25 protein-coding genes are annotated in these 26,605 nt (G+C 72.2%); 15 read left to right on the top strand and 10 right to left on the bottom strand.

Going from position 1 to position 26,605, the window contains the following annotated elements:
* Positions 1 to 531 carry an NUDIX domain-containing protein gene (locus AC07FK_RS20385; protein WP_479106311.1) on the top strand — a complete coding sequence of 177 codons (531 nt, stop codon included), beginning with the start codon at positions 1 to 3 and terminating at the stop codon, positions 529 to 531.
* 29 nt (positions 532 to 560) lie between these two features.
* Here the strand turns inward: AC07FK_RS20385 and AC07FK_RS20380 are convergent, their stop codons facing one another.
* On the bottom strand, positions 561 to 818 hold the full coding sequence (locus tag AC07FK_RS20380) for a hypothetical protein (RefSeq protein WP_479106310.1): 258 nt from the start codon (positions 816 to 818) through the stop codon (positions 561 to 563).
* A gap of 137 nt (positions 819 to 955) precedes the next feature.
* On the bottom strand, positions 956 to 1,816 hold the full coding sequence (locus AC07FK_RS20375) for a 3-hydroxybutyryl-CoA dehydrogenase (protein WP_479106309.1): 861 nt from the start codon (positions 1,814 to 1,816) through the stop codon (positions 956 to 958).
* Between the two features lie 170 nt (positions 1,817 to 1,986).
* Between AC07FK_RS20375 and AC07FK_RS20370 the strand changes: the two genes are divergently transcribed.
* Positions 1,987 to 3,231, top strand: coding sequence for a glycoside hydrolase family 10-like protein (locus tag AC07FK_RS20370; RefSeq protein WP_479106308.1), 1,245 nt, complete (start codon positions 1,987 to 1,989; stop codon positions 3,229 to 3,231).
* A gap of 10 nt (positions 3,232 to 3,241) precedes the next feature.
* Here AC07FK_RS20370 and AC07FK_RS20365 read toward each other — a convergent pair whose 3' ends face one another.
* Together AC07FK_RS20365 and AC07FK_RS20360 are read right to left on the bottom strand one after the other, a co-directional pair.
* Positions 3,242 to 3,445, bottom strand: a complete 204-nt coding sequence (locus AC07FK_RS20365) for a DUF1918 domain-containing protein (RefSeq protein WP_479106307.1) — start codon at positions 3,443 to 3,445, stop codon at positions 3,242 to 3,244.
* 151 nt (positions 3,446 to 3,596) lie between these two features.
* Positions 3,597 to 4,544, bottom strand: a complete 948-nt coding sequence (locus AC07FK_RS20360) for a DMT family transporter (RefSeq protein WP_479106306.1) — start codon at positions 4,542 to 4,544, stop codon at positions 3,597 to 3,599.
* Between AC07FK_RS20360 and AC07FK_RS20355 the strand changes: the two genes are divergently transcribed.
* Positions 4,543 to 5,985: an aminotransferase-like domain-containing protein gene (locus AC07FK_RS20355; protein ID WP_479106305.1), complete on the top strand. Its 1,443-nt coding sequence runs from the start codon at positions 4,543 to 4,545 to the stop codon at positions 5,983 to 5,985. The genes AC07FK_RS20360 and AC07FK_RS20355 overlap by 2 nt on opposite strands.
* Positions 5,986 to 6,034: 49 nt before the next feature.
* On the opposite strand, the gene AC07FK_RS20350 is transcribed toward AC07FK_RS20355, so the two are convergent.
* Positions 6,035 to 7,192, bottom strand: a complete 1,158-nt coding sequence (locus tag AC07FK_RS20350) for a methyltransferase (RefSeq protein WP_479106304.1) — start codon at positions 7,190 to 7,192, stop codon at positions 6,035 to 6,037.
* 186 nt (positions 7,193 to 7,378) lie between these two features.
* Complete coding sequence (locus tag AC07FK_RS20345; protein ID WP_479106303.1) at positions 7,379 to 7,963, bottom strand: YdeI/OmpD-associated family protein; 585 nt, start codon at positions 7,961 to 7,963, stop codon at positions 7,379 to 7,381.
* 305 nt (positions 7,964 to 8,268) lie between these two features.
* On the opposite strand from AC07FK_RS20345, the gene rox reads away from it, so the two are divergent.
* Complete coding sequence (gene rox / locus AC07FK_RS20340; protein ID WP_479106302.1) at positions 8,269 to 9,696, top strand: rifampin monooxygenase; 1,428 nt, start codon at positions 8,269 to 8,271, stop codon at positions 9,694 to 9,696.
* Positions 9,697 to 9,788: 92 nt separating this feature from the next.
* Here the strand turns inward: rox and AC07FK_RS20335 are convergent, their stop codons facing one another.
* The gene (locus tag AC07FK_RS20335; RefSeq protein WP_479106301.1) at positions 9,789 to 10,478 is read right to left on the bottom strand and encodes an SMI1/KNR4 family protein; all 690 of its coding nucleotides are present in this window, start codon (positions 10,476 to 10,478) and stop codon (positions 9,789 to 9,791) included.
* A 173-nt stretch (positions 10,479 to 10,651) separates the two neighbouring features.
* On the opposite strand from AC07FK_RS20335, the gene argC reads away from it, so the two are divergent.
* The 5 genes from argC to AC07FK_RS20310 all read left to right on the top strand — a co-directional run bounded on the left by argC (position 10,652) and on the right by AC07FK_RS20310 (position 15,617).
* Complete coding sequence (argC, locus tag AC07FK_RS20330) at positions 10,652 to 11,680, top strand: N-acetyl-gamma-glutamyl-phosphate reductase (protein WP_479106300.1); 1,029 nt, start codon at positions 10,652 to 10,654, stop codon at positions 11,678 to 11,680.
* Positions 11,681 to 11,786: 106 nt separating this feature from the next.
* Positions 11,787 to 12,956 (top strand): bifunctional glutamate N-acetyltransferase/amino-acid acetyltransferase ArgJ, encoded by a 1,170-nt coding sequence (gene argJ, locus AC07FK_RS20325; RefSeq protein ID WP_479106299.1) that lies wholly within the window; start codon positions 11,787 to 11,789, stop codon positions 12,954 to 12,956.
* Complete coding sequence (argB, locus tag AC07FK_RS20320) at positions 12,953 to 13,858, top strand: acetylglutamate kinase (protein ID WP_479106298.1); 906 nt, start codon at positions 12,953 to 12,955, stop codon at positions 13,856 to 13,858. The genes argJ and argB overlap by 4 nt, the downstream gene beginning before the upstream one ends.
* The gene (locus AC07FK_RS20315) at positions 13,855 to 15,069 is read left to right on the top strand and encodes an acetylornithine transaminase (protein WP_479106297.1); all 1,215 of its coding nucleotides are present in this window, start codon (positions 13,855 to 13,857) and stop codon (positions 15,067 to 15,069) included. The genes argB and AC07FK_RS20315 overlap by 4 nt, the downstream gene beginning before the upstream one ends.
* 5 nt (positions 15,070 to 15,074) lie before the next feature.
* Positions 15,075 to 15,617, top strand: coding sequence for an arginine repressor (locus AC07FK_RS20310; protein ID WP_138895349.1), 543 nt, complete (start codon positions 15,075 to 15,077; stop codon positions 15,615 to 15,617).
* A gap of 28 nt (positions 15,618 to 15,645) precedes the next feature.
* Here the strand turns inward: AC07FK_RS20310 and AC07FK_RS20305 are convergent, their stop codons facing one another.
* On the bottom strand, positions 15,646 to 16,539 hold the full coding sequence (locus AC07FK_RS20305; protein ID WP_479106296.1) for a DMT family transporter: 894 nt from the start codon (positions 16,537 to 16,539) through the stop codon (positions 15,646 to 15,648).
* An 80-nt stretch (positions 16,540 to 16,619) separates the two neighbouring features.
* Positions 16,620 to 17,978: an NAD(P)/FAD-dependent oxidoreductase gene (locus tag AC07FK_RS20300; RefSeq protein ID WP_479106295.1), complete on the bottom strand. Its 1,359-nt coding sequence runs from the start codon at positions 17,976 to 17,978 to the stop codon at positions 16,620 to 16,622.
* A 182-nt stretch (positions 17,979 to 18,160) separates the two neighbouring features.
* On the opposite strand from AC07FK_RS20300, the gene AC07FK_RS20295 reads away from it, so the two are divergent.
* From AC07FK_RS20295 to AC07FK_RS20275, 5 genes are all read left to right on the top strand, one after another.
* Positions 18,161 to 19,354 carry an argininosuccinate synthase gene (locus AC07FK_RS20295; RefSeq protein ID WP_479106294.1) on the top strand — a complete coding sequence of 398 codons (1,194 nt, stop codon included), beginning with the start codon at positions 18,161 to 18,163 and terminating at the stop codon, positions 19,352 to 19,354.
* Between the two features lie 83 nt (positions 19,355 to 19,437).
* On the top strand, positions 19,438 to 20,865 hold the full coding sequence (gene argH, locus AC07FK_RS20290; RefSeq protein WP_479106293.1) for an argininosuccinate lyase: 1,428 nt from the start codon (positions 19,438 to 19,440) through the stop codon (positions 20,863 to 20,865).
* A gap of 66 nt (positions 20,866 to 20,931) precedes the next feature.
* Complete coding sequence (locus tag AC07FK_RS20285; RefSeq protein WP_479106292.1) at positions 20,932 to 21,903, top strand: aldo/keto reductase; 972 nt, start codon at positions 20,932 to 20,934, stop codon at positions 21,901 to 21,903.
* An 89-nt stretch (positions 21,904 to 21,992) separates the two neighbouring features.
* Positions 21,993 to 22,544: a TetR/AcrR family transcriptional regulator gene (locus tag AC07FK_RS20280; protein ID WP_479106291.1), complete on the top strand. Its 552-nt coding sequence runs from the start codon at positions 21,993 to 21,995 to the stop codon at positions 22,542 to 22,544.
* Positions 22,541 to 24,091: an MFS transporter gene (locus AC07FK_RS20275; protein WP_479106290.1), complete on the top strand. Its 1,551-nt coding sequence runs from the start codon at positions 22,541 to 22,543 to the stop codon at positions 24,089 to 24,091. The genes AC07FK_RS20280 and AC07FK_RS20275 overlap by 4 nt, the downstream gene beginning before the upstream one ends.
* A gap of 155 nt (positions 24,092 to 24,246) precedes the next feature.
* Here AC07FK_RS20275 and AC07FK_RS20270 read toward each other — a convergent pair whose 3' ends face one another.
* Positions 24,247 to 24,918: a lysophospholipid acyltransferase family protein gene (locus AC07FK_RS20270; RefSeq protein WP_069929641.1), complete on the bottom strand. Its 672-nt coding sequence runs from the start codon at positions 24,916 to 24,918 to the stop codon at positions 24,247 to 24,249.
* A gap of 243 nt (positions 24,919 to 25,161) precedes the next feature.
* Between AC07FK_RS20270 and AC07FK_RS20265 the strand changes: the two genes are divergently transcribed.
* On the top strand, positions 25,162 to 26,313 hold the full coding sequence (locus AC07FK_RS20265) for a glycerophosphodiester phosphodiesterase (protein WP_479106289.1): 1,152 nt from the start codon (positions 25,162 to 25,164) through the stop codon (positions 26,311 to 26,313).
* The last annotated feature ends 292 nt before the right edge of the window (positions 26,314 to 26,605 follow it).

Here is a 26,605-nt window from a genome sequence, read left to right as displayed (position 1 = left end):
ATGCAGTGGACGAACTTAAGCGAACAGACTGTGTACAAGAACCGTTGGTTCCGCATCAACCTCGCGGACGTCGAACTCCCCGACGGCCGGCACCTCGACCACTTCGTCATACGGCTGCGCCCGGTGGCCGTGGCCACGGTGGTCAACGAGGCCAACGAGGTGCTGATGCTGTGGAGGCACCGCTTCATCACCGACAGCTGGGGGTGGGAGCTCGCCGCCGGAGTCGTCGAGGACGGCGAGGAGATCGAGGCCGCCGCCGCCCGCGAGATGGAGGAGGAGACCGGCTGGCGGCCCGGGCCGCTGACCCCGCTCCTCACGGTCGAGCCGTCCAACGGCCTCACCGACGCCCGCCACCACCTCTACTGGGCGCAGGAGGCGACGTACATCGGGCACCCCGAGGACGACTTCGAGTCCTCACGGCGCCAGTGGGTCCCGCTCAAGCTGATTCCCGACATGGTGGCCCGCGGCGAGGTCCCGGCCGCCAACATGGCGGCCGGGCTGCTGATGCTGCACCACCTGCGCCTCGGCTAGCGGCGCGCGCCTGCCCCGGCGGGAGCGGACTAGCGGCCGAGGGCCTGCCAGAAGGTCACCGCGAGCGCGCCGGCCGCGGTGAGCGCCGAGACGGTGGGCAGGGGCCATCGGGAGTGTTCCAGTGCCGTCACGCGCGCGGCCAGGCCGGCCAGGTCGCTGTCGGCCTGGTCGCCCCGGTGGGCCAGCAGCGCCAGATGGCCGTCGATCCGGGCGAGCCCCACGTCGAGGCTGCGGCGTAACTCGGCGAATTCCTCTACGGCCAGGGTCTGGTCGGGGTCGATGCTCACGGTCGGCTCCTTCTTCCGCCAGGGCGTTGTGGCGGCCCTGTGCATGTGCCACCGATCCAACTCGACCGGTGGCCACGGCGGGAGCGTGTGTGCGGGGCATATGCGTGTACGCCCCGCACACTCCGTGCGAATCGCGGTCAGGAGTACGGGTAGAACCCGGAGCCCGTCTTGCGTCCCAGGCGGCCCGCGTCCACCATCCGCTGGAGCAGCGGCGGAGCGGCGTACAGCGGCTCCTTGAACTCGGAGTACATCGAGTCGGCGACCGAGGCGACCGTGTCCAGGCCGATGAGGTCCGCGAGCTTGAGCGGGCCCATCGGGTGGGCGCAGCCCAGCTCCATGCCGTTGTCGATGTCCTCACGGCTCGCGATGCCGGACTCGAACATCCGGATCGCCGAGAGGAGGTACGGGATCAGGAGCGCGTTCACCACGAAGCCCGAGCGGTCCTGGGCGCGGATCGCGTGCTTGCCGAGCACGTTCTGCACGACGGCCTCGGCGCGCTTGATCGTCTCCTCGGAGGTGGTCAGCGCGGGGATCAGCTCGACGAGCTTCTGCACCGGCGCCGGGTTGAAGAAGTGGATGCCGATGACCTGGTCCGGACGGGAGGTCGCGACGGCCAGCTTCACCAGCGGGATCGAGGAGGTGTTGGAGGCGAGAATCGCGTCCGGCCGGGTCACGACCTGGTCGAGGACCTGGAAGATCTCCGTCTTGATCGCCTCGTTCTCGACGACGGCCTCGATGACGAGGTCGCGGTCGGCGAACTCCCCGAGGTCGGTCGTGAAGCTGAGGCGGGCGAGGGTCTCGTCGCGCTCCTCATCGGTGATCTTGCCGCGTTCGGCGGCCTTCGAGAGGGAGTTGTAGAGCCGGGTGCGGCCGATCTCCAGGGCTTCGCCCGTGGTCTCGGCGACCTTCACCTCGAGGCCGCTGCGGGCACACACCTCGGCAATGCCCGCGCCCATCTGGCCGCAGCCCACTACTCCGACGCGCTGCACATCCGCCATGGAGTCCGTCACATCGTGCCTTTCGCTGATCAACAGTTCGGCAGGCATCCGGTTGTGCCGGTGCCCGCCTCGGCCCCCGACGTTACTCCGGACCTACGTGTGCGTGAGGGGCCGGGGCGGGCATGCTCTGCGGATACGACGGGACGTATGCACCTAGTAAGGGGCGACATATGGTTCAGATCGGTCGAAGAGGGTTGCTGGCGGTGGCCGGGGCGCTGTCCGTACTGGCGGTCACCGGGGACTCCGCGGCGGCCGCCGGCCCGCGGCGACGGAATCCGAAGCGCGAGTTCCGGGGGATGTGGCTGGCGAGCGTCGCCAACCGCGACTGGCCCTCCAGGGCCGGTCTGACCGCGGACCAGCAGAAGGCCGAGCTGCTGGCCCACCTGGACACGGCGGTACGGCGCCGGCTGAACGCGGTGGTCTTCCAGGTGCGGCCGACCGCCGACGCACTGTGGCCCTCGCCGTACGAACCCTGGTCGCAGTACCTCACCGGCGTACAGGGCAGGGACCCCGGCTGGGACCCGCTGGGGACGGCGGTGGAGGAGGCGCACAAGCGGGACCTGGAGCTGCACGCCTGGTTCAACCCGTACCGCGTGGCGAACCACACCGACCCCTCGCGGCTGGTGGAGTCGCACCCGGCGCGCGTCCACCCGGACTGGGTGCTGCCGTACGGCGGCAAGCTGTACTACAACCCGGGGCTGCCGGAGGTCAGGCGCTTCGTGCAGGACGCGATGCTGGACGCCGTGGAGCGCTACGACGTCGACGCCGTGCACTGGGACGACTACTTCTACCCGTATCCGGTGGCCGGGCAGGTCTTCGGGGACGACGAGGCGTACGCGCGCCACGGCGCCGGGTTCCCGGACAAGGCTGCCTGGCGGCGCGACAACACCGACCGGCTGGTCAGCGAGACGGCGGCCCGGATCAGGGCGCTCAAGAAGAAGGGCGGGAAGGTCCGCTTCGGGATCAGCCCCTTCGGGGTGTGGCGCAACGCCTCGACCGACCCCCTCGGCTCGCCCACCCGGGCGGGCGTGCAGACGTACGACGATCTCCACGCTGACACGCGCAAGTGGGTGCGGGAGGGGTGGATCGACTACATCGTGCCGCAGCTGTACTGGAACATCGGCTTCGAGGCCGCCGACTACGCGAAGCTGGTGCCCTGGTGGTCGCGGACCGTGAGCGGCACCGGCGTGGACCTGTACGCCGGTGAGGCGCTCTACAAGGCCGGCGACCCGGCGCAGCCCGCGGCCTGGCAGGATCCGGCCGAACTCTCCCGGCATCTGACCTTCGCCGAGGACTATCCCCAGGTGCGTGGCCACGTCTTCTTCTCGGCGAAGGAGGTCGCGGCCGACCGCATCGGGGCGATGGACCGGGTGGTGGCGGACCACTACCCGTCCCGGGTGCGGCCGCCCGCCTGACCTTCCCCGGCTATTGCGCCGTTCCGCCGTGCTCCGTGCGCCGTACGACGGAGTCGGGGCCCGGCGAGACCAACGCCTCGTGCCCGTCGTCGAAGCGGACACGGTACGGCGGGGTGCCCTCGGAACCCAGCACCTCGACGATCTTCGCGACCTTGTCCTCGTGACCCACGGTCCTGCCGTGCACCAGCAGCTGGTCGCCCACGCTCGCTTGCATCGGGAGTGCCCTTCTCGAGGCGGACTCTAGGTACGGCCAGTCTATGACCGGCGGCGCGAGTCGGCGCATTTCGTTCGGCCGTCCGGTCCTTCGGCCCGGGCCGTCCCGCCGCGCACGGACCGGGGCGGTTCGGGTCCGGGTGCGCTGTGGGTCAGGTCCGGGCGCGCTGGGTGACCGCGATGCAGACGAGTACGCCGACGGCCGCGAGCGGGGCGGCGGGGGAGAGGTGCTCGCCGAGCAGGACGACCGACCAGAACAGGGTCAGCAGCGGCTGGGCGAGCTGGAGCTGGCTGGCCCTGGAGACGCCGATCTCGGCCATGCCGCGGTACCAGACGACCAGGCCGAGGAACTGCGAACCGACCGCGACCCACAGGAGCCCGGTGACGCCGTGCCCGGTCAGGTGCACCGGTTCGATGGTGAGGGCCACGGCCGCCGCCGGCGCGGCGAGCGGCAGGCACATGACCAGCGCCCAGCCGATGACCTGCCAGCCCGGCATCTCGCGCGCGAGACGGCCGCCCTCGGTGTACCCGGCGGCGCAGACCAGCAGCGCGCCGAAGAGGCAGAGGTCGCCGGTGGACACCGCGCCGCCGCTCTGCCCCACGGTGAACGCGATCACCACGGCGGCTCCGGAGAGGGCCGCCGCCCAGAAGGCGCGGGACGGCCGGTTGCCGGTCCGCAGCGCCGAGAGGGCGGCGGTGGTCAGGGGCAGCAGGCCGACCACCACGGCGGCGTGGGACGTCGTGGACGTCCGGAGCGCCAGCGTGGTCAGCAGCGGGAAGCCGAGGACCACCCCAGCGCCGACCACGGCGAGCCCCGCCCAGTGGCGGCGGGCCGGTACGGATACGCGCAGGACCAGCAGGGCGGTGCCGGCGACGAGGGCCGCGAGGACGCTGCGTACGGCCACGAGCGACCAGGGTCCGAAACCTTCGAGGCCCCAGGCGGTGGCCGGGAAGGTGAGCGAGAAGGCGACGACTCCCAGGGCGGCGAGCAGGGTCCCGCCGCGCGCCGAGCCCTTCGGTCCCGGGAGCCCCGGACCGACGCCGCTGTCACTGCTGACCGCTACCGACCTCGCACGAGTAGCGCTATTCTCTGCTGTCATGCACGAGCGTAGCAGTGTCATGGAACTGGCGGAATCCCTGAAGCGTGAGCTCAGCCGCTACTCGCCCGGTGGAAAGCTGCCGTCCAGTCGGGTGCTGGTCGAGCGCTACCGGGTGAGCCCCGTGACGGTCGCGCGCGCCCTCTCCCAGCTCGCCGCCGAGGGGCTGGTCGTCACCCGTCCGGGCGCGGGCGCCTTCCGCGCCGAGCCCCGTACGGACGCGGCGGCGCCCGGCGACACGTCCTGGCAGGAGGTCGCGCTCAGCGCCGACGGCGCCACCGACCTCGTACCGCGCTCGGTCGACGCGTCCGGCGTGCTGGTCACGCTCGCCGCGCCGCCGCCCGGCGTCATCGAGTTCAACAGCGGTTACCTGCACGCCGCCCTCCAGCCCGAGCGCGCCATGGCCGCCGCACTCGCGAGGGCCGGCCGCCGCCCCGGCGCCTGGGGGAGGCCGCCCACCGACGGCGTCCTGGAACTGCGCGAGTGGTTCGCCCGGGGCATCGGCGGCGCGATCACGGCCGCCGAGGTGCTCATCGCCGCTGGCGGGCAGAGCGCCCTGACGACCGCGCTGCGCGCCCTGGCCCCGCCCGGTGCGCCGGTGCTGGTCGAGTCGCCGACCTACCCGGGCATGCTGGCGATCGCCCGCGCGGCGGGACTGCGCCCGGTGCCGGTGCCGGTGGACTCCGACGGCGTACGGCCCGAGCTGCTCGCCGCGGCGTTCCGGGCGACCGGCGCCCGCGTCTTCGTCTGCCAGCCGCTCTTCCAGAACCCGACCGGCGCGGTGCTCTCGGCCGAGCGCCGCCCCGAGGTCCTGCGGATCGCCCGGGAGGCCGGGGCCTTCGTCGTCGAGGACGACTTCGTACGGCGGTTGGTCCACGACGACGCGGGGCCGCTGCCCCGGCCGCTCGCCGCCGACGACCACGACGGCGTCGTCGTGCACGTGTGCTCGCTCACCAAGGCCACCTCGCCCAGCTTCCGGGTGTGCGCCCTGGCGGCCCGGGGACCGGTGCTGGAGCGGCTGCGGGCCATCCAGGTGGTCGAGAGCTTCTTCGTGCCCCGGCCGCTCCAGGAGGCCGCCGTGGAGCTGGTCGGGTCGCCGGCCTGGCCGCGGCACCTGCGGACGGTGTCGCACGAGCTGCGGGACCGCCGGGACACCATGGCGGCCGCCCTGCGCCTCGGCCTCCCCGAGCTGGCTCTTCCGCACGTCCCGGCGGGCGGCTACCACCTGTGGCTGCGCCTGCCCGACGGCGCGCAGGAGAACGCCATGGTCTCGGCGGGACTGCGCGCGGGCGTCGCGATCGCGCCCGGCCGCCCGTACTTCAGCGCCGAACCCACGGCCGCGCACGTACGGCTGAGCTACGCGGGGGTCGCGGGCCCGGCGGAGATCACGGAGGGCGTACGGCGGCTGCGCGGCGCGTGGGAGGGGATGCGGGGGGCGTCGTAGGGCCTTCCGGAGGGGACGCGCGGGTCGCGGGCCCTGCGGTCGCCCCGCGCTAGCGCTTCACCGCGCGCAGGACGACGAACTTCGGGTCGCTCGCGACCAGTTCGCTGCTGCCGAAGATGCGGCGCAGTGCCACGTGGTAGCCGAGATGCCGGTTGCCGACCACCCACAGCTCACCGCCCGGGCGCAACGCGTCCCGCGCCCCGGCGAACATGCGCCGCGCCGTCGCGTCCGTCGTCGTCTGGTGACTGTGGAACGGCGGGTTGTTCAGCACGAGGTCGACCGTGCCGTCCGGTACGCCCGACAGGCCGTCGCCCACCAGGAACTCCGCCTTGCGGTCCGCTCCCGCGTTCGCCCGGAACGTGGCCTCGGCCGACGCCACCGCCTGGAACGACTCGTCGGTGAACGTGAGTTCCGCCCCGGGATTGGCCAGTGCCGCCGCCGTACCCACCACACCGTTGCCGCAGCCCAGGTCCACGACCCGCTCGGCGCCCCGGCGACGCGGGAGGTGCCCCAGGAAGAACCGGGTGCCGATGTCGAGGCGCTCGGCGCAGAAGACGCCCGCGTGGTTGGTCACGGTGAGGCCGGACGCCGCACCGGCGTCCAGGGGCAGGGTGTACGTGTACGGCCAGGGGGCCCCGCCCCGGGCCAGGCCCGGGTCCGGTGTGCAGAAGATGAGCCGTGCCTTGCGCACCGCCAGCGACGTCCGGGTCGTACCGAGGATCCGTTCGAACAGCCTGAGCGTCGAGGTGTGGATCTCCTTGACCATCCCCGTGCCGACGACGACGGTGTCCGCGTGGACGTGCGGGGCGAGCCGGTGCAACTGGTCCTCCAGCAGTGCCAGACTCTTGGGCACGCGGATCAGCAGGACGTCGATCCGCTCCGGCGGCGGCTCCTGGGTGGAGAGCAGCCGTACGGCGGACACGTCGGCCCCGTTGCGCTCCAGGTTCACCCGGGTCGCCCGCTGGGTGAGGAACGAGTCGCTGATCTGGGTCGGGCGGCAGCCGGCGAGGGCGGTCGCCAGCGCGCCCCAGCGGTCACCGACCACGACGACGGTGCCCGACAGATCCACGGGCGGGGCGCCGTCCGCGCCCTCGAGGTGCCGCAGCAGGTACGCGTCGGCCGCGTCCCAGGCGCGGAGCCGGTCGCGGGGGTCCTCGGGGAAGCGAACGAGGTCGTACTCGCCCTGTGACGTCGTCAAATGGTTCATTGTGCCCTCAGGCTAACCGAGCGCCCGCCGCCCTCACTCCCGCCGGGCGGGGCGGCGGCGCCGCCCCTGCCTCGCGATGCACCCGGCTCCGGCACGCGCGGGCAGCCGGCCGGCCGTTCAGGGCGAACACTCAGGCACGCGGGGCGTCCGGAATCCGACCACCGCACGCGCCTTCGGCTGTCGGGCTCACCCCGGCCCTTCGCCGCCCGCCAGCAGCCGCAGCGCCCGGTCGAGCCGGACCTGCCGGGTCTCGGGCGTGAGTGCCTGGAGCAGCGGCAGGATCACTTGGTAGCGCCCGGTCCTGTCCAGTGCCTCGAACGCCTCCCTGGCCCCGGGGTCCGCCTCCAGCGCCGCCGCGAGGTCGGGCGGCACGGCCGCCGTCCGCTGGGACGCGTACGCCGCCGCCCACCGCCCGTCCTGCTGCGCCCGGCGGACCTCGGCCAGGCCGGGCTCGCGCATCCGGCCGGCGGCCGTCAGCGCCGCGACCTTGTCCACGTTCACCCGCGACCACAGGCTCCGGGGCCGGCGGGGGACGTACTTCTGCAGGTAGTGCTGGGCGTCGAGCGACCGCCGCTGCCCGGAGATCCACCCGTAGCACAGGCCGACGTCGACCAACTCGTCGTCCGTGACCGACGGGATGCCGGACTTCTTCTTGGCCACCTTGATCCACAGACCCTCGGTGCGCGTGTGGTTCCCGGCCAGCCAGCTCTCGAACGCCCCGGCGTCCGCGAAGGCGACGATCTCCACTCCGTCAAGCTCGCGATCTTCCACGCGGCTCAGGCTATCGCCGGCCCGGCCGGCGACCCCCCGAACGGAAAAAAACAAAGACAAGGAGGTCGTCCGCTCCTTGCCACTCTCAACCTATAGCGCACCGGGGGCCTTGCGGCAAGACCCCCGTCTTGCCGCAGAATCTCCCGTCGAAGCCGGAACCCCCGCACACCGGGGGACCGGCCACGTACGTGAGGCGTTGATTGCGGGCTCGCGCGCGGGCGCTCGTGTAAAAAACGCCCCGCGCCGAGTGCCGGGCTGCGCCGAGCAGTCGGCCGCCATGCGGCCACGGGGAACAAGGGGGACACATGACAGACGTGATCATTGCCGGCGGCGGACCGACCGGCCTGATGCTGGCCGGCGAGCTGCGGCTGCACGGCGTGGACGTGCTCGTACTGGAGAAGGAGGCGGCGCCGACCCTGCAGTCCCGCGCGCAGGGGCTGCACGCGCGCAGTGTCGAGGTGATGGACCAGCGCGGACTGCTGGAGCGGTTCCTGGCGCTCGGCAAGCAGTTCACGGTCGGCGGTTTCTTCGCCGGCCTCGGCACATCGTGGCCCGAGCGGCTGGACACCGCGCATTCGTACGTCCTCGCCATCCCGCAGCAGGTCACCGAGCGGCTGCTGACCGAGCACGCCACGGAACTCGGCACCGAGATCTCGCGTCGCCGCGAACTGGTCGGGCTGAGCCAGGACGAAGAGGGGGTGACCGTCGAACTGGCTGACGGCACGCGGCTGCGCTCGCGCTACCTCGTCGGCTGCGACGGCGGCCGCAGCACCGTGCGCAAGCTGCTCGGCGTCGGCTTCCCCGGTGAGCCCGCCAGGGTCGAGACGCTGCTGGGCGAGGTGGAGGTGGGCGTGACGCCGGAGGCGCTGGCCGCCGCCGTGGCCGAAGTCCGCAAGACCCAGCTGCGGTTCGGCTTCATGCCTCTGGGCGAAGGGGTGTACCGCGTCGTCGTCCCCGCCGAGGGGGTGGCCGAGGACCGCACGGCCGCGCCGACCCTCGATGAGCTCAAGCAGCAGCTGCGGGTCGTCGCCGGCACCGACTTCGGCGTGCACTCACCGTGCTGGATCTCCCGCTTCGGCGACGCCACCCGGCTGGCCGAGCGCTACCGCGTCGGCCGGGTGCTGCTGGCCGGCGACGCGGCGCACGTCCACCCGCCGACCGGCGGCCAGGGGCTCAACCTCGGCGTCCAGGAGGCGTTCAACCTCGGCTGGAAGCTGGCCGCGGAGGTCAACGGCTGGGCGCCGGAGGGTCTGCTGGACAGCTATCACGCCGAACGGCACCCGGTGGCCGCCGACGTGCTGGACAACACCCGCGCGCAGATGGAGCTGATGTCCACCGAGCCGGGCGCCCGGGCGGTGCGCCGGATCCTTTCGGAACTGATGGACTTCGAGGAGGTGAACCGGTACCTCATCGAGAAGATCACCGCCATCGCGGTCCGCTACGACTTCGGCGAGGGGCACGAGCTGCTCGGCCGCCGGATGCGGGACGTCAGGCTGAAGCGGGGCCGCCTCTACGAGCTGACGCACGGCGGCCGCGGGCTGCTGCTCGACCAGACCGGCCGCCTGTCGGTGGCGGGCTGGGCGGACCGGGTCGACCACGTCGTCGACGTCAGCGAGGAACTGGACGCGCCCGCGGTGCTGCTGCGGCCGGACGGCCACGTGGCGTGGGTCGGTGACGACCAGGAGGACCTGATCGGCGCGCTGCCCACGTGGTTCGGGTCCGCCACCGTCTGAGCGCGGCGCGCGCGGGCGGGGTCTCCACCCGGGTCCGGCGCCCTCCGGTGCCGGACCCGCCCCCTTACGAGGGTGCGGACCCCTGCTCGGCGTCAGTCGCGCGCAGGCGGCCGGCGTGCGGTGAGTTCCGCCTCCCGCAGCCAGTCGGTGTACCAGCGGGCGAAGGTGACCGGCTCCCCGCTGTCGTCGAGCAGTGGGACGAGGTCGGCGTCGTCCACGCGGCAGTCGGACCAGACCGCGCCGCGGTGGGTGCCGCTGATGATCAGCCACTCCCGCTGGGCGCAGCCGCGGTGGGAGATCACGACGGCGCCGGCGGTGCGCTCCGGGGCGAACATCAGGGCGTCCCAGCGTTCGTCCCACGCCTCGACGGCGTCGTCGAAGTCCTCGATCTCGTCGAAGTCCTCTTCCTCGGGGCGTTCGGCGAGGAGCGCGTCGAGTGCTTCGGGGTCGGGGCCGTGGTCGGGAAAGGGCCGGGCGAGCAGGGAGAGGTCGGCCAGGTCGGCGCCGTCGCCCTCCCAGCGCCAGCGGCCCCGCACGCGCCGCACGGGGAAGAGGCCGTACGCGGGACCCGCCCCGCCGGCGCCCACGCAGGTGAGGAAGGCCCGGTAGGCGTCCGGCAGTCGCACACCCACTTGCGCCTCGAGTTCGGCAAGCGCGTCATCGGTCAGCGGGTCGTCCAGGACCCACCTGTGCCCGAACGAGCCGAACACCTTGCCGCTCGACGGCTGCGTGCTCAACGCGGTCACCCGCTGCCGTACGCCGTTCCACTGCTGATCAACCATGGGCAGACCGTAAGCGCAGCCACTGACAGCCGAAGCGGGTCCCGTACGCCGCCGGGCCCAGGACGCTCAGCCGGGCCCTGCGGAAGCCGGCGTGCGCCCGGTGCGCCGGCAACAGTTCGTTGCATAAAAGTGCGGTGTTGCGTATAGTCATGCCATCGACGAGGAGGATTTCGATGGCGGTACGTGCAGCAGTGGCAGGAGCGAGCGGATACGCGGGCGGGGAGCTGCTCCGCCTGCTGCTCGCCCACCCCGGCGTGGAGATCGGCGCCCTCACCGGCCACTCCAACGCCGGACAGCGCCTGGGCTCGCTCCAGCCGCACCTGCTGCCGCTGGCCGGACGGGTGCTGGAGCCGACCACCGCCGAGGTGCTCGCCGGGCACGACGTCGTGTTCCTCGCGCTTCCGCACGGCCAGTCGGCCGCCGTGGCCGAGCAGCTGGGCGACGACGTGCTCGTCGTCGACATGGGCGCGGACTTCCGGCTCCGGGACGCCGCCGACTGGGAGAAGTTCTACGGCTCCCCGCACGCCGGCACCTGGCCCTACGGCCTGCCCGAGCTGCCCGGCGCCCGCGCCGCGCTCGAAGGGGCCAAGCGGATCGCCGTGCCCGGCTGCTACCCGACCGCCGTCTCGCTCGCGCTCTTCCCGGCGTACGCCGCGCAGCTCGCCCGGCCCGACGCCGTGATCGTCGCCGCGACCGGCACGTCCGGCGCGGGCAAGGCCCTCAAGCCACACCTGCTCGGCAGCGAGGTGATGGGCTCCATGTCGCCGTACGGCGTCGGCGGCGGCCACCGCCACACGCCGGAGATGATCCAGAACCTCAGCGCCGCCGCGGGAGAGCCGGTCACCGTCTCCTTCACGCCGACGCTGGCACCCATGTCCCGCGGCATCCTCGCCACGTGCAGTGCCCGGGCGCAGCCGGGCGTGACGGCGGCGCTCGTACGGGAGGCGTACGAGAAGGCGTACGCGGACGAGCCCTTCGTGCACCTCCTGCCGGAGGGGCAGTGGCCCGCGACCGCCTCCGTGTACGGCTCCAACGCCGTCCAGATCCAGGTCGCGTACGACGAGGCCGCCGGCCGCGTCATCGCGATCAGCGCCATCGACAACCTCGCCAAGGGCACGGCCGGCGGCGCGGTGCAGAGCATGAACATCGCACTCGGACTTCCCGAGGACACGGGTCTTTCCACCACGGGAGTGGCTCCGTGAGCGACGCGCGCGCAGCCGCCGGGCTGCGGGTTACGACGAAGGCCGCGCCGTGCGCGGACGACAGAGACACCAGCCGCGACCACGGCTGGGTGAACGAGGAGATGCAGTGAGCGTCACGGCAGCGAAGGGATTCACCGCGGCGGGCATCGCCGCGGGAATCAAGGACAGCGGCGGCCCGGACCTGGCCCTCGTGGTCAACAACGGGCCCCGCCTGGCCGTCGCGGGCGTCTTCACCTCCAACCGCGTGAAGGCCGCGCCGGTCCTGTGGTCCGAGCAGGTCGTCAAGGGCGGCCGGATCTCCGCCGTCGTCCTGAACTCCGGCGGCGCCAACGCCTGTACGGGCCCGAAGGGCTTCCAGGACACCCACGCCACCGCCGAGAAGGCCGCCGAGGTGCTGAACGCCGGGGGTCGGGAGAACCACAGCGCCGGTGAGATCGCCGTCGCCTCCACCGGGCTCATCGGCATCAACCTCCCCATGGACAAGCTCCTGCCCGGCATCGAGAAGGCCGCGGCCGAACTCTCCCCGCACGGCGGTGAGAAGGCCGCGATCGCCATCAAGACCACCGACACCGTCCACAAGACGGCCGTCGCCGGCGGTGACGGCTGGACCGTCGGCGGCATGGCCAAGGGCGCGGGCATGCTCGCCCCCGGCCTCGCCACCATGCTCGTCGTGCTCACCACCGACGCCGACGTCGAGGCCGGCGTACTCGACAGGGCGCTGCGCGACGCCACCCGCCAGACCTTCGACCGCGTCGACTCCGACGGCTGCATGTCGACGAACGACACCGTCCTGCTGCTGGCCTCCGGCGCGTCCGGAGCGACCCCCGGCCAGGACGACTTCGCCGCCGCCGTACGCACCGTCTGCGACGACCTGGCCCGCCAGCTCATCGGCGACGCGGAGGGCGCCAGCAAGGACATCCGAATCGAGGTCGTGGGCGCCGCGACCGAGGACGACGCCGTCGAGGTGGGCCGCTCCATCGCCCGCAACAACCTCCTCAAGTGCGCCATCCACGGCGAGGACCCCAACTGGGGCCGTGTCCTGTCCGCGATCGGCACCACCAAGGCCGCGTTCGACCCGGACCGGCTCAACGTGGCCATCAACGACGTGTGGGTCTGCCGGAACGGCAGCGTCGGCGACGACCGCGACCTGGTCGACATGCGCTACCGCGAGGTCAGGATCACGGCGGACCTGGCCGAGGGCGAGGAGTCGGCCGTCATCTGGGCCAACGACCTCACCGCCGACTACGTCCACGAGAACAGCGCGTACAGCTCATGAGCACACGCAAGCACACCGCACTGCCCAAGGCGCAGATCCTCGTCGAGGCGCTGCCCTGGCTCACCCGCCACCACGGCCGGACCGTCGTCATCAAGTTCGGCGGCAACGCCATGGTCGACGAGGACCTCAAGGCCGCCTTCGCCCAGGACGTCGTCTTCCTGCGGCACGCCGGTCTCAAGCCGGTCGTCGTGCACGGCGGCGGGCCCCAGATCAGCGCGCAGCTCGACCGGCACGGCCTGGTCAGTGAGTTCAAGGCGGGCCTGCGGGTCACCACGCCCGAGGCGATGGACGTCGTACGCATGGTCCTGGCCGGACAGGTGCAGCGCGAGCTGGTCGGGCTGCTCAACCAGCACGGGCCGCTCGCCGTCGGCATGACCGGCGAGGACGCGCACACCATCACCGCCACCCAGCACTTCCCGCAGATCGACGGCGAGTCCGTCGACATCGGGCGGGTCGGCGAGATCACCGCCATCGACACCGGCGCGATCCAGGCCCTGCTCGACGACGGTCGTATCCCGGTCGTCTCGTCCATCGCCCGCAGCGCCGACGACCACCACGTGTTCAACGTCAACGCCGACACCGCGGCTGCCGCGCTCGCCGCCGCGCTCGGCGCCGAGACGCTGATGGTCCTCACCGACGTCGAAGGTCTCTACGAGGACTGGCCGAACAGCGACGAGGTGATCAGCCGGCTCACCGCCAGGGAACTGGAGAAGCTGCTGCCCGAGCTCTCCAGCGGCATGGTCCCGAAAATGGAGGGCTGCCTGCACGCCGTGCGCAACGGGGTCAACACCGCCCGTGTGATCGACGGCCGCGTCCAGCACTCGATCCTGCTGGAGATCTTCACCGACGAGGGCATCGGCACGATGGTCGTGCCCGACGGACACGAGGGGGGAGCGAAGTGACGCAGGACGGACCGACCGCCCACCAGGAGCTGACCCGGCGCTGGCAGGGCGTCATGACGGACAACTACGGCACGCCCGGGCTGTCCCTCGTGCGCGGTCTCGGCGCGAAGGTCTGGGACGCCGACGGCAAGGAGTACGCCGATTTCGTCGGCGGCATCGCCGTGAACGCGCTGGGCCACGCCCATCCCGCGATCGTCGAGGCCGTGTCCGGCCAGATCGCCTCCCTCGGCCACGTCTCGAACCTGTTCATCGCCGAGCCGCCCCTCGCACTGGCCGAACGGCTGATCCAGATCTCCGGCCGGCCCGGCCGCGTCTTCTTCTCCAACTCGGGCGCCGAGGCCAACGAGGCCGCCTTCAAGATCGGGCGCCTGACCGGCCGTACGCACATGGTCGCCACCGACGGCGGCTTCCACGGCCGCACCATGGGCTCCCTCGCCCTCACCGGCCAGGAAGCCAAGCGGACGCCCTTCCTGCCGCTGCCCGGCGACGTCACGCACGTCCCCTTCGGTGACGTCGACGCGCTGCGCGCCGCCGTCACCACCGACACCGCGCTGCTGATCATCGAGCCGATCCAGGGCGAGATCGGCGTCGTCGTGCCGCCCGAGGACTACCTGACGGCCGCCCGCGAGATCACCCGGGCCACCGGCACCCTGCTCGTCCTGGACGAGGTGCAGACGGGCATCGGGCGCACGGGACGCTGGTTCGCGTACCAGGGGCACGAGGCCGTCGAACCCGACATCGTCACTCTCGCCAAGGGCCTCGGCGGCGGCCTCCCGATCGGCGCGACGCTCGTCTTCGGCCCCGCGGCGGACCTCCTCAAGCCCGGCCAGCACGGCACGACCTTCGGCGGGAACCCTGTCGCCTGCGCCGCGGGGCTCGCCGTGCTGGAGACCGTCGCGGCCGACGGACTGCTCGACCACGTCAAGCGGATGGGGGAGAAGCTGCGGGACGGAATCGAGTCACTCGGGCACCCGCTCGTCTCCCACGTCCGTGGGGCCGGCCTGCTCCTGGGTATCGTGCTCACCGAGTCGCTTGCTCCCCAGGTGCAGCAGGCGGCTCAGGACGCCGGTCTCCTGGTGAACGCGCCCGCACCCGATGTCGTACGGCTCATGCCGCCGTTCGTCGTCGGAGACGCTGAGGTGGAATCGTTCCTCCGGGCTCTCCCCGGCGTTCTCGACACCGCACACGGGGACCGACGAGCCGGAGAATGACACCGATGACCGAGGCGCAGGCGCAGGACAACGAGCACGGCGGCCCTGCCGTACCGCAGACCCGCACCGCCAGGCACCGCCGGATCGTGGACATCCTGAACCGGGCTCCGGTGCGCTCGCAGAGCCAGCTGGCGAAGCTCCTCGCCGACGACGGGCTGAGCGTCACCCAGGCGACGCTCTCCCGCGACCTCGACGAGCTGGGCGCGGTGAAGATCCGCAACACGGGCGGCGAGCTGATCTACGCCGTGCCCAGCGAGGGCGGCTTCCGCACCCCGCACGCGCCGCTGGGGGAGTCCGCCAAGGAGGAGCGGATGCGTCGCCTCTCCGGGGAACTGCTCATCTCCGCCGAGGCGTCGGCCAACCTCGTCGTCCTGCGTACGCCGCCGGGGGCCGCCCAGTTCCTGGCCTCGGCCATCGACCAGGCCGAGCTGAACGCCATCCTCGGCACCATCGCGGGCGACGACACTCTGCTCCTGATCAGCCGCGACCCGGCGGGCGGCCAGGCGCTGGCCGACCACCTGCTGCGCCTGGCCCAGAACGACCGCTAGCGCCGGCGCCCGCCGGGGCGCGGGCCGGTTAGGGAGCGGCCCGCGCCGGGGCGTCCTCGGGGGCTATCAGCGTCATGGTGAGGGGGACGCGGGCGAGCGCGACCACTCCCGCCGCCACCAGGGCGACGCCGAGCAGTTCGGGCAGCAGCCACCAGCCCGTACGGACGTGCTCCTCGTACAGGAAGATGCCGAGCGCCAGGCTCACCGTGGCGTCGCCGAGGGTGAGGGCCGGCTGCGACGCGACCAGCGGCCCGGCCTGCATGGCGTTCTGCAGGAGGAAGAGGGCGCACACACCGGCCGCCGCGAACCCGTACGTCTGCCAGGCGGTCAGGAACGCCACCGCCCCGTGGTCGTCCAGGGTGTGCATCGACTCCTTCATCAGCGCCGCCGTCAGCGCGTAACTGATGGCCGTGCCCGCCCCGAAGCAGGCCGCGCGGGCCCGGCCCTCGGGGCGCCGCAGGGCCGCCAGGGTGAGCGCGGCCACCGCCCCCGCGCAGACGGCGAGTGCCACGACCCACCGGTCCGGTGGGACGTCGGTGCGGTTGCCCGAGGGCGACGCGGCGGCGAGAGCGACGCCGAGGCCCACCACGACGGCCGCGACGGCCGCCCAGCCCCGGCCCGGCAGACCCCGGTGCATCACCACGGACGCGATGACCAGCGCGAAGGGCAGTTCGAGGACGAAGAGCGGCTGAACGATCGTCAGCGGTCCGGTGGCCAGGGCCACGGCCTGGCACACCCCGGCCGCGATCACCGCGAGGATGCCCGCCAGCCATACGGGCCGCCGCATCAGATCCAGCAGCAGACCGGCACGCAGTCCCTCGGAACGGGGCACGCTCAGCGCGGCCTTGCGCTGCAGCACCGTCGCCAGGGCGTTGCTGAGCGCCGCGCCCAGCGCGAACAGGACGGGCAGCAGTAGGTGCACCGGTGGGCCTCCGCGGTCGGGGGAAGAGCTGCCGTCGCGCGCCCGCACCGCCGTCGCGCGCGGGTGGGATCCGGCGCCTTTCAGTGTCTGGCGGTCAGCGGCCGGCTGTGTTCGCGCACCTGGTCCGGCGTCAGGTAGGAAGAGGAGTTCTCGAAGTCCTGGAGGGTGCCCGGCCTGCGGGACTGGAAGTCCGTGCGGACGAAGTCGTCGCCCGCCACGGCGTTGAGCGTCCAGTTCGTCATGACGCGGGTCCTCGCGGTCACCGTCGGCAGCGCCAGCAGGTGGTACCCGCGGGCCACGGCCTGCGCGGGCAGGCCGTGCAGTTCCAGGCCCAGCGGCTTGGAGACCGCGTCGACGCCGCCGAGGTCCACGACCAGGCCCAGGTCCTTGTGGACGTACGGCTTCAGCGGGGCGCCGCGCAGCCGGGCCATGATGTTGTCCGCGAGGGCCTTGCCCTGACGCTGGGCGTGCTGGGCGGTCGGCGGGCACACGGCGTCGCCGCCCTTCGCCAGGTCAGGTACGGCGGCCGCGTCGCCCGCCGCGAACAGCCCGTCGAAGCCGGGGACGGTCAGCTGCGGCGTGGCGGCGAGACGGCCGCGTACCGTCTCCGCCCCCAGCGTCGCCACCAGGGGACTCGCGGAGACGCCGGCGGTCCAGATCAGGGTGTGCGAGGGCAGCGTGCGGCCGTCGGTGAGCTTCACCGACGTCGCGTCGACCGAGGCGACCGAGGTGCCCAGGGAGAACTCGATGCCCCGGTGGCGCAGGGTGGCCATCGCCTTCTCGCCCAGCTTCTCGCCCAGTTCGGGAAGGAGGCGCGGGGCCACGTCCACCAGGTGCCACCGGATCTGCGCGCGGTCCAGACGCGGATAGCGCTGGACGGCGGCGGAGGTGAGGCGTTGCAGGTAGGCGGCCGTCTCGGTGCCGGCGTACCCGCCGCCGACCACCACGAACTGCAGCCGTGCGGCGCGCTCCGCCTCGTCCGTCGTGGCGGCGGCGATGTCCAGCTGCGCGATGACGTGGTCGCGCAGGTACGCCGCCTCGGCCAGCGACTTCATGCCGCGCCCGTGATCGCGCAGACCGGGGATGTCGAAGGTGCGGGTGGTGCTCCCGGCCGCAAGGACGAGCTGGTCGTACGGCTCCGCGACCACCTCGCCGGTGACCTTCCTGACCACGCACACCTTGGCCCCGGCGTCGATGCCGATCGCCCCGCCCGGGCAGATCCGCGTACGGCGCAGCCTGCGGCGCAGCGACACGGCGACCGACTGCGGAGTGAGCACCCCGGCCGCCACGTGCGGCAGCAGCGGCAGGTACAGCTGGTAGTCGGACGGCGACACGAGCACCAGCTCGGCCTCGCGAGGGGCCAGCCTGCGCTCCAGCCGCTGGAGGCACTCGACACCGGCGAATCCCGCGCCCACCACGAGGATCTTCGGTCGCGTCATGGGTTCCACGGCTCCTTACGGTTCGCGACAGCGTTCCTCCCACCTTCGGCGGACGAAGGGCCCGCCGCCCGCCGGCGCGGGGCATTCGGGCGGCTTCCGCGCCGGCCGGCGGGCGCGTTGACGAAACATACGGTGGAGTGCATACTTATACCCATCACCGCATGCATCGTAAGGAGAAACCCGTGACCGAGCGCGTCGTACTCGCCTACTCGGGCGGCCTGGACACCTCCGTCGCCATCGGCTGGATCGCCGAGGAGACGGGCGCCGAGGTCATCGCCGTTGCCGTGGACGTCGGCCAGGGCGGCGAGGACCTGGACGTCATCCGCAAGCGCGCGCTCGCCTGCGGTGCCGTCGAGGCCGAGGTCGCGGACGCCAAGGACGAGTTCGCCGAGGAGTACTGCCTCCCGGCGATCAAGGCCAACGCCCTCTACATGGACCGCTACCCGCTGGTCTCCGCCCTCTCGCGGCCGACCATCGTCAAGCACCTCGTCGCCGCCGCCAACAAGCACGGCGCCTCGATCGTCGCCCACGGCTGCACCGGCAAGGGCAACGACCAGGTCCGCTTCGAGGCCGGCATCTCCGCGCTCGGTCCCGACCTGAAGTGCATCGCCCCGGTCCGCGACTACGCGATGACCCGGGACAAGGCGATCGCCTTCTGCGAGGAGAAGAACCTCCCGATCGCGACCACCAAGAAGTCCCCGTACTCCATCGACCAGAACGTCTTCGGGCGCGCGGTCGAGACGGGCTTCCTGGAGGACATCTGGAACGCCCCGATCGAGGACATCTACGAGTACACCTCGAACCCGGCGCTCCCGCGCGAGGCCGACGAGGTCGTCATCTCCTTCAAGGAGGGCGTCCCGGTCGCGCTCGACGGCAAGCCCGTCACCGTCCTCCAGGCGATCCAGCAGCTCAACGAGCGCGCAGGAGCCCAGGGCGTCGGCCGGATCGACATGGTCGAGGACCGGCTGGTCGGCATCAAGTCCCGTGAGGTGTACGAGGCCCCGGGCGCGATCGCGCTGATCACCGCCCACCAGGAGCTGGAGAACGTCACCGTCGAGCGCGAGCTGGCCCGCTACAAGCGGCAGGTCGAGCAGCGCTGGGGCGAGATGGTCTACGACGGTCTGTGGTTCTCCCCGCTCAAGCGCGCCCTGGACGGCTTCATCAACGAGGCCAACCAGCACGTGACCGGCGACATCCGGATGACCCTGCACGGCGGCCGCGCCGTCGTCACCGGCCGGAAGTCCGACGAGTCGCTGTACGACTTCAACCTGGCGACGTACGACTCGGGAGACACGTTCGACCAGTCCAAGGCGCAGGGCTTCATCGAGATCTTCGGCCTGTCGTCGAAGATCGCCGCCAAGCGTGACCTGGCGTAGCCGAGACTCGTTCGCCAGCCGCCTCCCACGTCCTCAGCGGCGGGGAGGCGGTCGCACATCCCCACCCTTGAGGAGCAGTAGCTGTGAGCAGCAACAACGGTGACGTCCGGCTCTGGGGCGGCCGCTTCGCCGACGGTCCTGCCGAGGCCCTGGCCAAGCTGTCCGCGTCCGTCCACTTCGACTGGCGTCTGGCCCCCTACGACATTGCCGGATCCCGCGCCCACGCACGCGTGCTGCACAAGGCGGGGCTGCTCACCCAGGACGAACTCGACCGCATGCAGGCCGGCCTCGACCAGCTGGAGGCCGACGTCGCCGACGGCTCCTTCGTCGGCACCATCGCCGACGAGGACGTCCACACCGCCCTGGAGCGCGGGCTTCTGGAGCGGCTCGGCGCCGACCTCGGCGGCAAGCTGCGCGCCGGCCGGTCCCGCAACGACCAGGTCGCCACGCTCTTCCGGATGTACCTGCGCGACCACGCCCGTGTCATCGGCGGTCTGCTCGCCGAGCTCCAGGACGCCCTCGTCGGCCTCGCCGAGGCGCACCCGGACGTCTCCATGCCCGGCCGTACTCACCTCCAGCACGCCCAGCCGGTGCTCTTCGCCCACCATGTCCTGGCCCACGTCCAGTCCTTCTCCCGGGACGCCGAGCGGCTGCGGCAGTGGGACGAGCGCACCGCCGTCTCGCCGTACGGATCGGGCGCGCTGGCGGGCTCGTCGCTCGGCCTCGACCCGGAGGCGGTCGCCGCCGACCTCGGCTTCGAGCACGGCTCCGCCGCCAACTCGATCGACGGCACGGCCTCGCGCGACTTCGTCGCCGAGTTCGCGTTCATCACCGCGATGATCGGCGTCAACCTCTCCCGGATCGCCGAGGAGATCATCATCTGGAACACGAAGGAGTTCTCCTTCGTCACCCTCCACGACGCCTTCTCCACCGGCTCCTCGATCATGCCGCAGAAGAAGAACCCGGACATCGCGGAGCTGGCGCGCGGCAAGTCCGGCCGGCTCATCGGCAACCTCACCGGCCTGATGGCGACCCTGAAGGCGCTGCCCCTCGCGTACAACCGCGACCTTCAGGAGGACAAGGAGCCCGTCTTCGACTCCTGCGACACGCTGGAGGTCCTGCTGCCCGCGTTCACCGGCATGATGGCCACCCTCACCGTCAACCGCGAGCGCATGGAGGAGCTGGCGCCGGCCGGCTTCTCGCTCGCCACCGACATCGCGGAGTGGCTGGTCAAGCAGGGCGTGCCGTTCCGGGTGGCGCACGAGGTCGCCGGCGAGTGCGTCAAGGAGTGCGAGCAGCACGGCATCGAGCTGGACCGGCTCACCGACGAGCAGTTCGCCAAGATCTCCCCGCACCTGACCCCCGAGGTGCGTACGGTCCTGAACGTGGCCGGCGCCCTCGCCTCGCGTGACGGGCGCGGCGGCACCGCCCCCTCGGCGGTCGCGGTCCAGCTCGCCGAGGTGAAGGACGACCTGGCGAAGCAGCACGCCTGGGCCAACGCCAAGAACTGAACGACGCGGTCCGGTTGAGTACGGTAGTGAGGGACCGTACTCGACCGAACCCGCGGGGAGGCCACGATGCCGTTCGCCCGGCTGTCGGCGGCGACCACTGCCACCGCCCACTTCGGACTCGGCCTCGCGGCCGTCGGCCGTCCGGCGTACATCACGCCCGACCGGGACCGTGACCTGCCCGGCGGCCGCACCCCCGGCGCCCTGCGCGAGCGCGCCCACGAACTGCTGGACGCCGCCTACGCGCAGGGCGTCCGGTATTTCGACGTCGCCCGGTCCTACGGCCGCGCCGAGGAGTTCCTCGCGCGGTGGCTGAGCGCCAGGCCCGAGGTCCGGGACGTCGTGATCGGCAGCAAGTGGGGTTACGCGTACACCGGCGACTGGCGCACCGACGCGGAGGTCCACGAGGTCAAGGACCACAGCGTGGAGGCGTTCGAGCGGCAGCGGGCCGAGACCCGCGAGCTGCTGGGCGAGCGGCTCGACCTGTACCAGATCCACTCCGTCACCCCCGACAGTCCGGCGCTCACCGACCCCGCGCTCCACGCGCTGCTGGCGGAGTACGCCGCCGGTGGCGTCACGGTCGGCGTCTCCACGAGCGGCCCCGGTCAGGCGCAGGCCGTGCGGGCCGCGCTCGCCGTGACGGTGGACGGCGAACCGCTGTTCCGTACGGTTCAGGCCACGTACAACCTGCTGGAGCCGTCTGCCGCCGCGGCGCTGGCCGAGGCCCACGACGCGGGGCTCACCGTGATCGTGAAGGAGTCCCTGGCCAATGGCAGGCTCGCCGGCCCCGCCGCGCCGCCCGCCCTGCGGGCCGTCGCCGAGGAGACGGGCGCCACGTGCGACGCCGTCGCCATGGCGGTGATCCTGCGGCTGCCCTGGGCCGGTGTCGTCCTGTCGGGCGCGGCGACCGCGGTCCAGCTGTCGTCGAACCTGCACGCGGCCGTGGTGGACCTCGACGAGGGGCAGCTGGCCCGCCTCGCCGAGCTGGCGGAGGAGCCCGCGGCGTACTGGAAGCGGCGCGCGGAACTGCCCTGGAGCTGACCGGACCGGCCGCGCGAACGCCGGTTGGACGGGCCGCGCACCCACGGTGATGCGAGACATTGTTGTCTCATTCGGGTTATCGTTGTCTCATGACTGTCGATCGCGAGCAGGTGCTCCGCACCGCGGCCGCCCTCCTCTCCCGCAAGGCGACCGCGACCATGGACGAGGTCGCGAAGTCGGCCGGCATCGGCCGTGCCACCCTGCATCGCCACTTCGCCGGCCGGGACGCCCTGGTCAAGGCGCTCGAAGAACTCGGCATCCGCGAGTTCGAAGCGGCGCTCGACGCCGCCCGGCTCGACGAGGGATCCGCCGAGGAGGGGCTGCGCCGCCTGGTCGCCGAGGTCGAGCCGGCCGCCGGTCTGCTCGCCTTCCTCGTCACCGAGAACCAGCTCTTCGAGGGCGCCCACGTCAACGAGGGATGGGGCCGTCTGGACGCGCGGGTCTCCGCGCACTTCCGGCGCGGACAGCAGCAGGGCGAGTTCCGGATCGACCTCACCCCCGCCTGGCTGACCGAGGCGCTGTACGGGCTCATCGGCACCGGCGCGTGGGCCGTCCAGGACGGACGGGTCGCGGCCAAGGACTTCCAGTACATGATCGTCGAGTTGCTGCTCGGCGGAGCACGTCGGAACGTGGAGCAATGACCAGTAGCGGCCGGCACCAGATGGCGCGCAACGCCGTCCACCATCCCGGCCGCTGGCTTGCCCTCGGCGTCCTCGTGCTGGCCGTGCTGCTGGTCGCCATCGACGCGACCGTCCTCGGCCTGGCGACGCCCTTCCTGAGCGAGGACCTTCAGCCGTCGGGCACCCAGCTGCTGTGGATCGGCGACATCTACTCGTTCGTCATCGCCGGTCTGCTCGTCTCGATGGGCAGCCTCGGCGACCGGATCGGCCGAAAGAAACTGCTGCTCAGCGGCGCGGTCGCGTTCGGGGCGGTCTCCGTCCTGAACGCCTACGCCAGCAGCCCCGAGATGATGATCCTCGCCCGCGCGCTGCTCGGCGTGGCCGGTGCGACGCTGATGCCGTCCACCCTCGCGCTGATCCGCAACATCTTCCACAACGCCGAGGAACGCAGCTTCGCCATCGGCGTCTGGGGCGCGGCGGCCTCGGCCGGAGCGGCCGTCGGCCCGGTCGTCGGCGGCTTCCTCCTGGAGAACTTCTGGTGGGGGTCGGTCTTCCTCATCAACGTGCCGGTGATGCTGATCCTCGTCGTCGTCGGCAGCAAACTGCTGCCCGAGTCCAAGGACCCGTCGCCGGGCCCCTGGGACCTGCTCAGCGTCGGGCTCTCCCTAGTCGGCATCGTCAGCTTCGTATACGCCGTCAAGGAGGCGGCGGCGCACGGCCTCGCCTGGGGGATCGGGCTCACGGGGCTGGCCGGGCTGGGGGCGCTCTTCTGGTTCGTTCGGCGCCAGCTCACCCTTCCCTCGCCCCTGCTGGACATACGGCTCTTCCACCACCGGGGGTTCTCCGGCGCGGTCCTCGCAGACCTCCTGACCATCCTCGGCCTCTCCGGCCTGGTCTTCTTCCTCTCGCAGTTCCTGCAACTCGTCCAGGAGCGCAGCCCCCTGGAATCGGGTCTCATCGAACTGCCCGCGGCGGCCGGGGCGGTGGCCGCCGGTCTCGCGGCCGGTTACGTGGCGCGCAGGGTGTCGGTCCGCAGCGCGGTGACCGGCGGCCTGTTCGCACTCGGACTCGGCCTGCTGACCTGCACCGTCGTCACGGCCGACACGGGCGTGCCGATGCTCGTCGCGGCCATGGTCGTCGGTGGCATCGGGGCGGGCCTGGCCTTCACCGTGACGGCGGACGTCATCCTCTCCAGCGTCCCCAAGGAACAGGCGGGAGCCGCTTCGGCCGTCTCCGAGACGGCGTACGAACTGGGCGCGGCACTCGGCATCGCGCTGCTCGGCTCGATCGTGACGGGCATCTACCGCAGCTTCCCCGTGCCCGCAGGAACGCCCCCCGACGTGGCGGACGCCGCTCACGAATCCCTCGGCGGAGCCGTGGAGGCGTCCGAGTCCCTCCCGCCCGACCAGGCCGCCTCGCTCGTCGCGGCGGCGCAGGACGCCTTCACCGACGGCTTCCAGGCGGGCGCGTGGGTGGGCTCCGTGGTGCTGTTCGCGACAGCGGTCGCCGCGTGGTTCATGCTGCGCGGCCAGAAACTGGCGAAGGGCATCGTCGACGACATCCCCTGAGACGCGGGCCGCCGAGGCCGCCACGACGGCGGCTCGGGCGGCCGGAGGTGTCCCGAGGCGGGGCGCTGTTCCGGCGGCGTACGCGGAGGGGGCCGGTCACCCTTCGGTGACCGGCCCCCGGGCCCCGCTTGTGCCGCCGCCCCGGGCGGCCGCGCTCAGGCCGCCTTCGCCTTGGTCGCGTACATGTCGACGTACTCCTGGCCGGACAGCCGCATGACCTCGGCCATGACCGAGTCCGTCACGGCGCGCAGGACGTAGCGGTCGCGGTCCATGCCCTCGTAGCGCGAGAACTCCATCGGCTCACCGAAGCGCACGGTCACCTTGCCGGGGCGCGGCAGACCCGCGCCGCCCGGCTGGAGCTTGTCCGTGCCGATCATCGCGAAGGGCACCACCGGCGCGCCGGTCATCAGCGTCAGGCGGGCGATGCCCGTGCGGCCCCGGTACAGGCGGCCGTCGGGGGAGCGGGTGCCCTCCGGGTAGATCGAGAAGATCTTGCCCTCTTCCAGCACCCGGCGGCCGGTCATCAGCGCCGCGACACCGCCGCGGCCGCCGTCGCGGTCCACCGGGATCATGCCGCAGCTGGTGAAGAACCAGGCCATCAGCCGGCCCTTCAGCCCCTTGCCGGTGACGTACTCGTCCTTGCCGATGTAGTACACCTGCCGGTCGCAGCAGATCGGCATGATCATCGAGTCGATGAACGTCAGGTGATTGCCCGCCAGGATGACCGGACCGGTCCCGGGAATGTTCTGGGCGCCCTCCACCTGTGGGCGGAACATCAGGCGCAGGATCGGTCCGAGCACTGCCTTGATGAGCGCGAGACGGGACAACGGTTCCTCCGGTGTCGTGGCCGGGTGGGGCTCGGCGGCCTGTTCTGTATGAAGTCTGTGCAGGTGAGGACGATACTCGCGGGTTCCCGCTGATCGCACATCGGGTTCATCACTTCGATACGCAGTGTTGACGTGTGTTTCCACTGCGTTCTGTCCAGAGCCTCGTCCACGTAAGGCGTAGACGCCTACGATCAGGCCCTCGATTCTTGGCAGGTGCGGGACATTTCATCAGAAGGAGCGTTCATGACACAGGGCGGACAGACGAACCCCGGGCGCCGCACGGTTCTCGGCGCGGCCGTGCTCGGGGCGGGCGGCGTCACCCTCGGGCTGCCGGGTACGGCGAGCGCCGCCCCGCCCAGGGATCACGGTTCGTACCGCGATCTTCCCGTACCGACCGTCGTGGCGCACCGCGGCGCCAGCGGTTACCGCCCGGAGCACACCATCGGGTCCTACCAGCTCGCGCTCGACATGGGCGCGCACGTCATCGAGCAGGACCTCGTCCCGACCAAGGACGGGCACCTCGTCTGCCGCCACGAGAACGACATCACCGGCACCACGGACGTGGCGGCGCACCCGGAGTTCGCCTCCCGCAGAACGACCAAGTCCGTCGACGGTGTGTCGCTGACCGGCTGGTTCACGGAGGACTTCACGCTGGCCGAGCTCAAGACGCTGCGCGCCAAGGAGCGCATCCCGGGCACCCGGCAGGAGAACACCCTGTACGACGGCCGCTGGACGATACCCACCTTCGAAGAGGTGCTCCGCTGGGCCGAGCGGGAGGGCCGCGCCAGGGGCCGGCGGATCTGGCTCCACATCGAGACCAAGCACCCCACGTACTTCCGCGAGCGTGGCCTCGGCCTCGAAGAGCCCCTCGCCGACCTGCTGCGCGCGTTCGGCCGCCACCGGAAGAACGCGCCGAACTTCCTCCAGTCCTTCGAGCCCAGCAGCATGCGGCGTCTCGGCGAACTCGTCGCGGCGCCGCGCATCGTGCTGCTCTCGGGCCCCCAGACCCGTCCCTGGGACTTCCAGGTGGCGGGTGACCCCCGCACCGTCGCCGACCTCGTCACGCCGGACGGCCTGAAGTGGATCGCCGGCTTCGCCCAGGGCATCGGCCCCACCCTCGACCTCGTCATCCCCAGGGACGCCTCGGGCCGGCTGGGGACGCCGACGACGCTGGTACGGGACGCGCACGCGCGGGGCCTGGTCCTGCACCCGTACACCATGCGCAACGAGAACAGCTTCCTGCCCGCCGACTTCCGGCGCGGCACCGACCCGGCGGCGTACGGGGACGCCTTCGGCGCCTTCCGGGTGTACTTCGAGCAGGGCATCGACGGGATCTTCTCCGACAACCCGGACACGGCGCTGCTGGCGGCGGCGGACTTCGCCCGCCGCCGCTGACCGCACGGGCCCGCGGTTGACGGGCGGAGCGGGGGCGGTACGGCGGCCGGCGGCCGGGATTCCGGGCGGTCGGCGGCCGGCGGCCGGGTGAAGGCGCTCGGGCGGCTGACGGGCCTACAACCGGGGACACCGCCGCCGGTGTCCACGGACGGGTGACTGTGGCGGGGGGGGGGGAAACCCCCACCAAAAACAACAACCCCCCCCCCCCCCCCCCCCCCCCCCCCCCCCCCCCCCCCCCCCCCCCCCTCCCCCCCCCCCCCCCCCCCCCCCCCCCCCCCCCCCCCCCCCCCCC

This window comes from Streptomyces sp. NPDC046122, from assembly GCF_056429965.1.
Note: the sequence above shows the minus strand (reverse complement) of the source record. Positions and strands in the feature narration are given on the sequence as shown.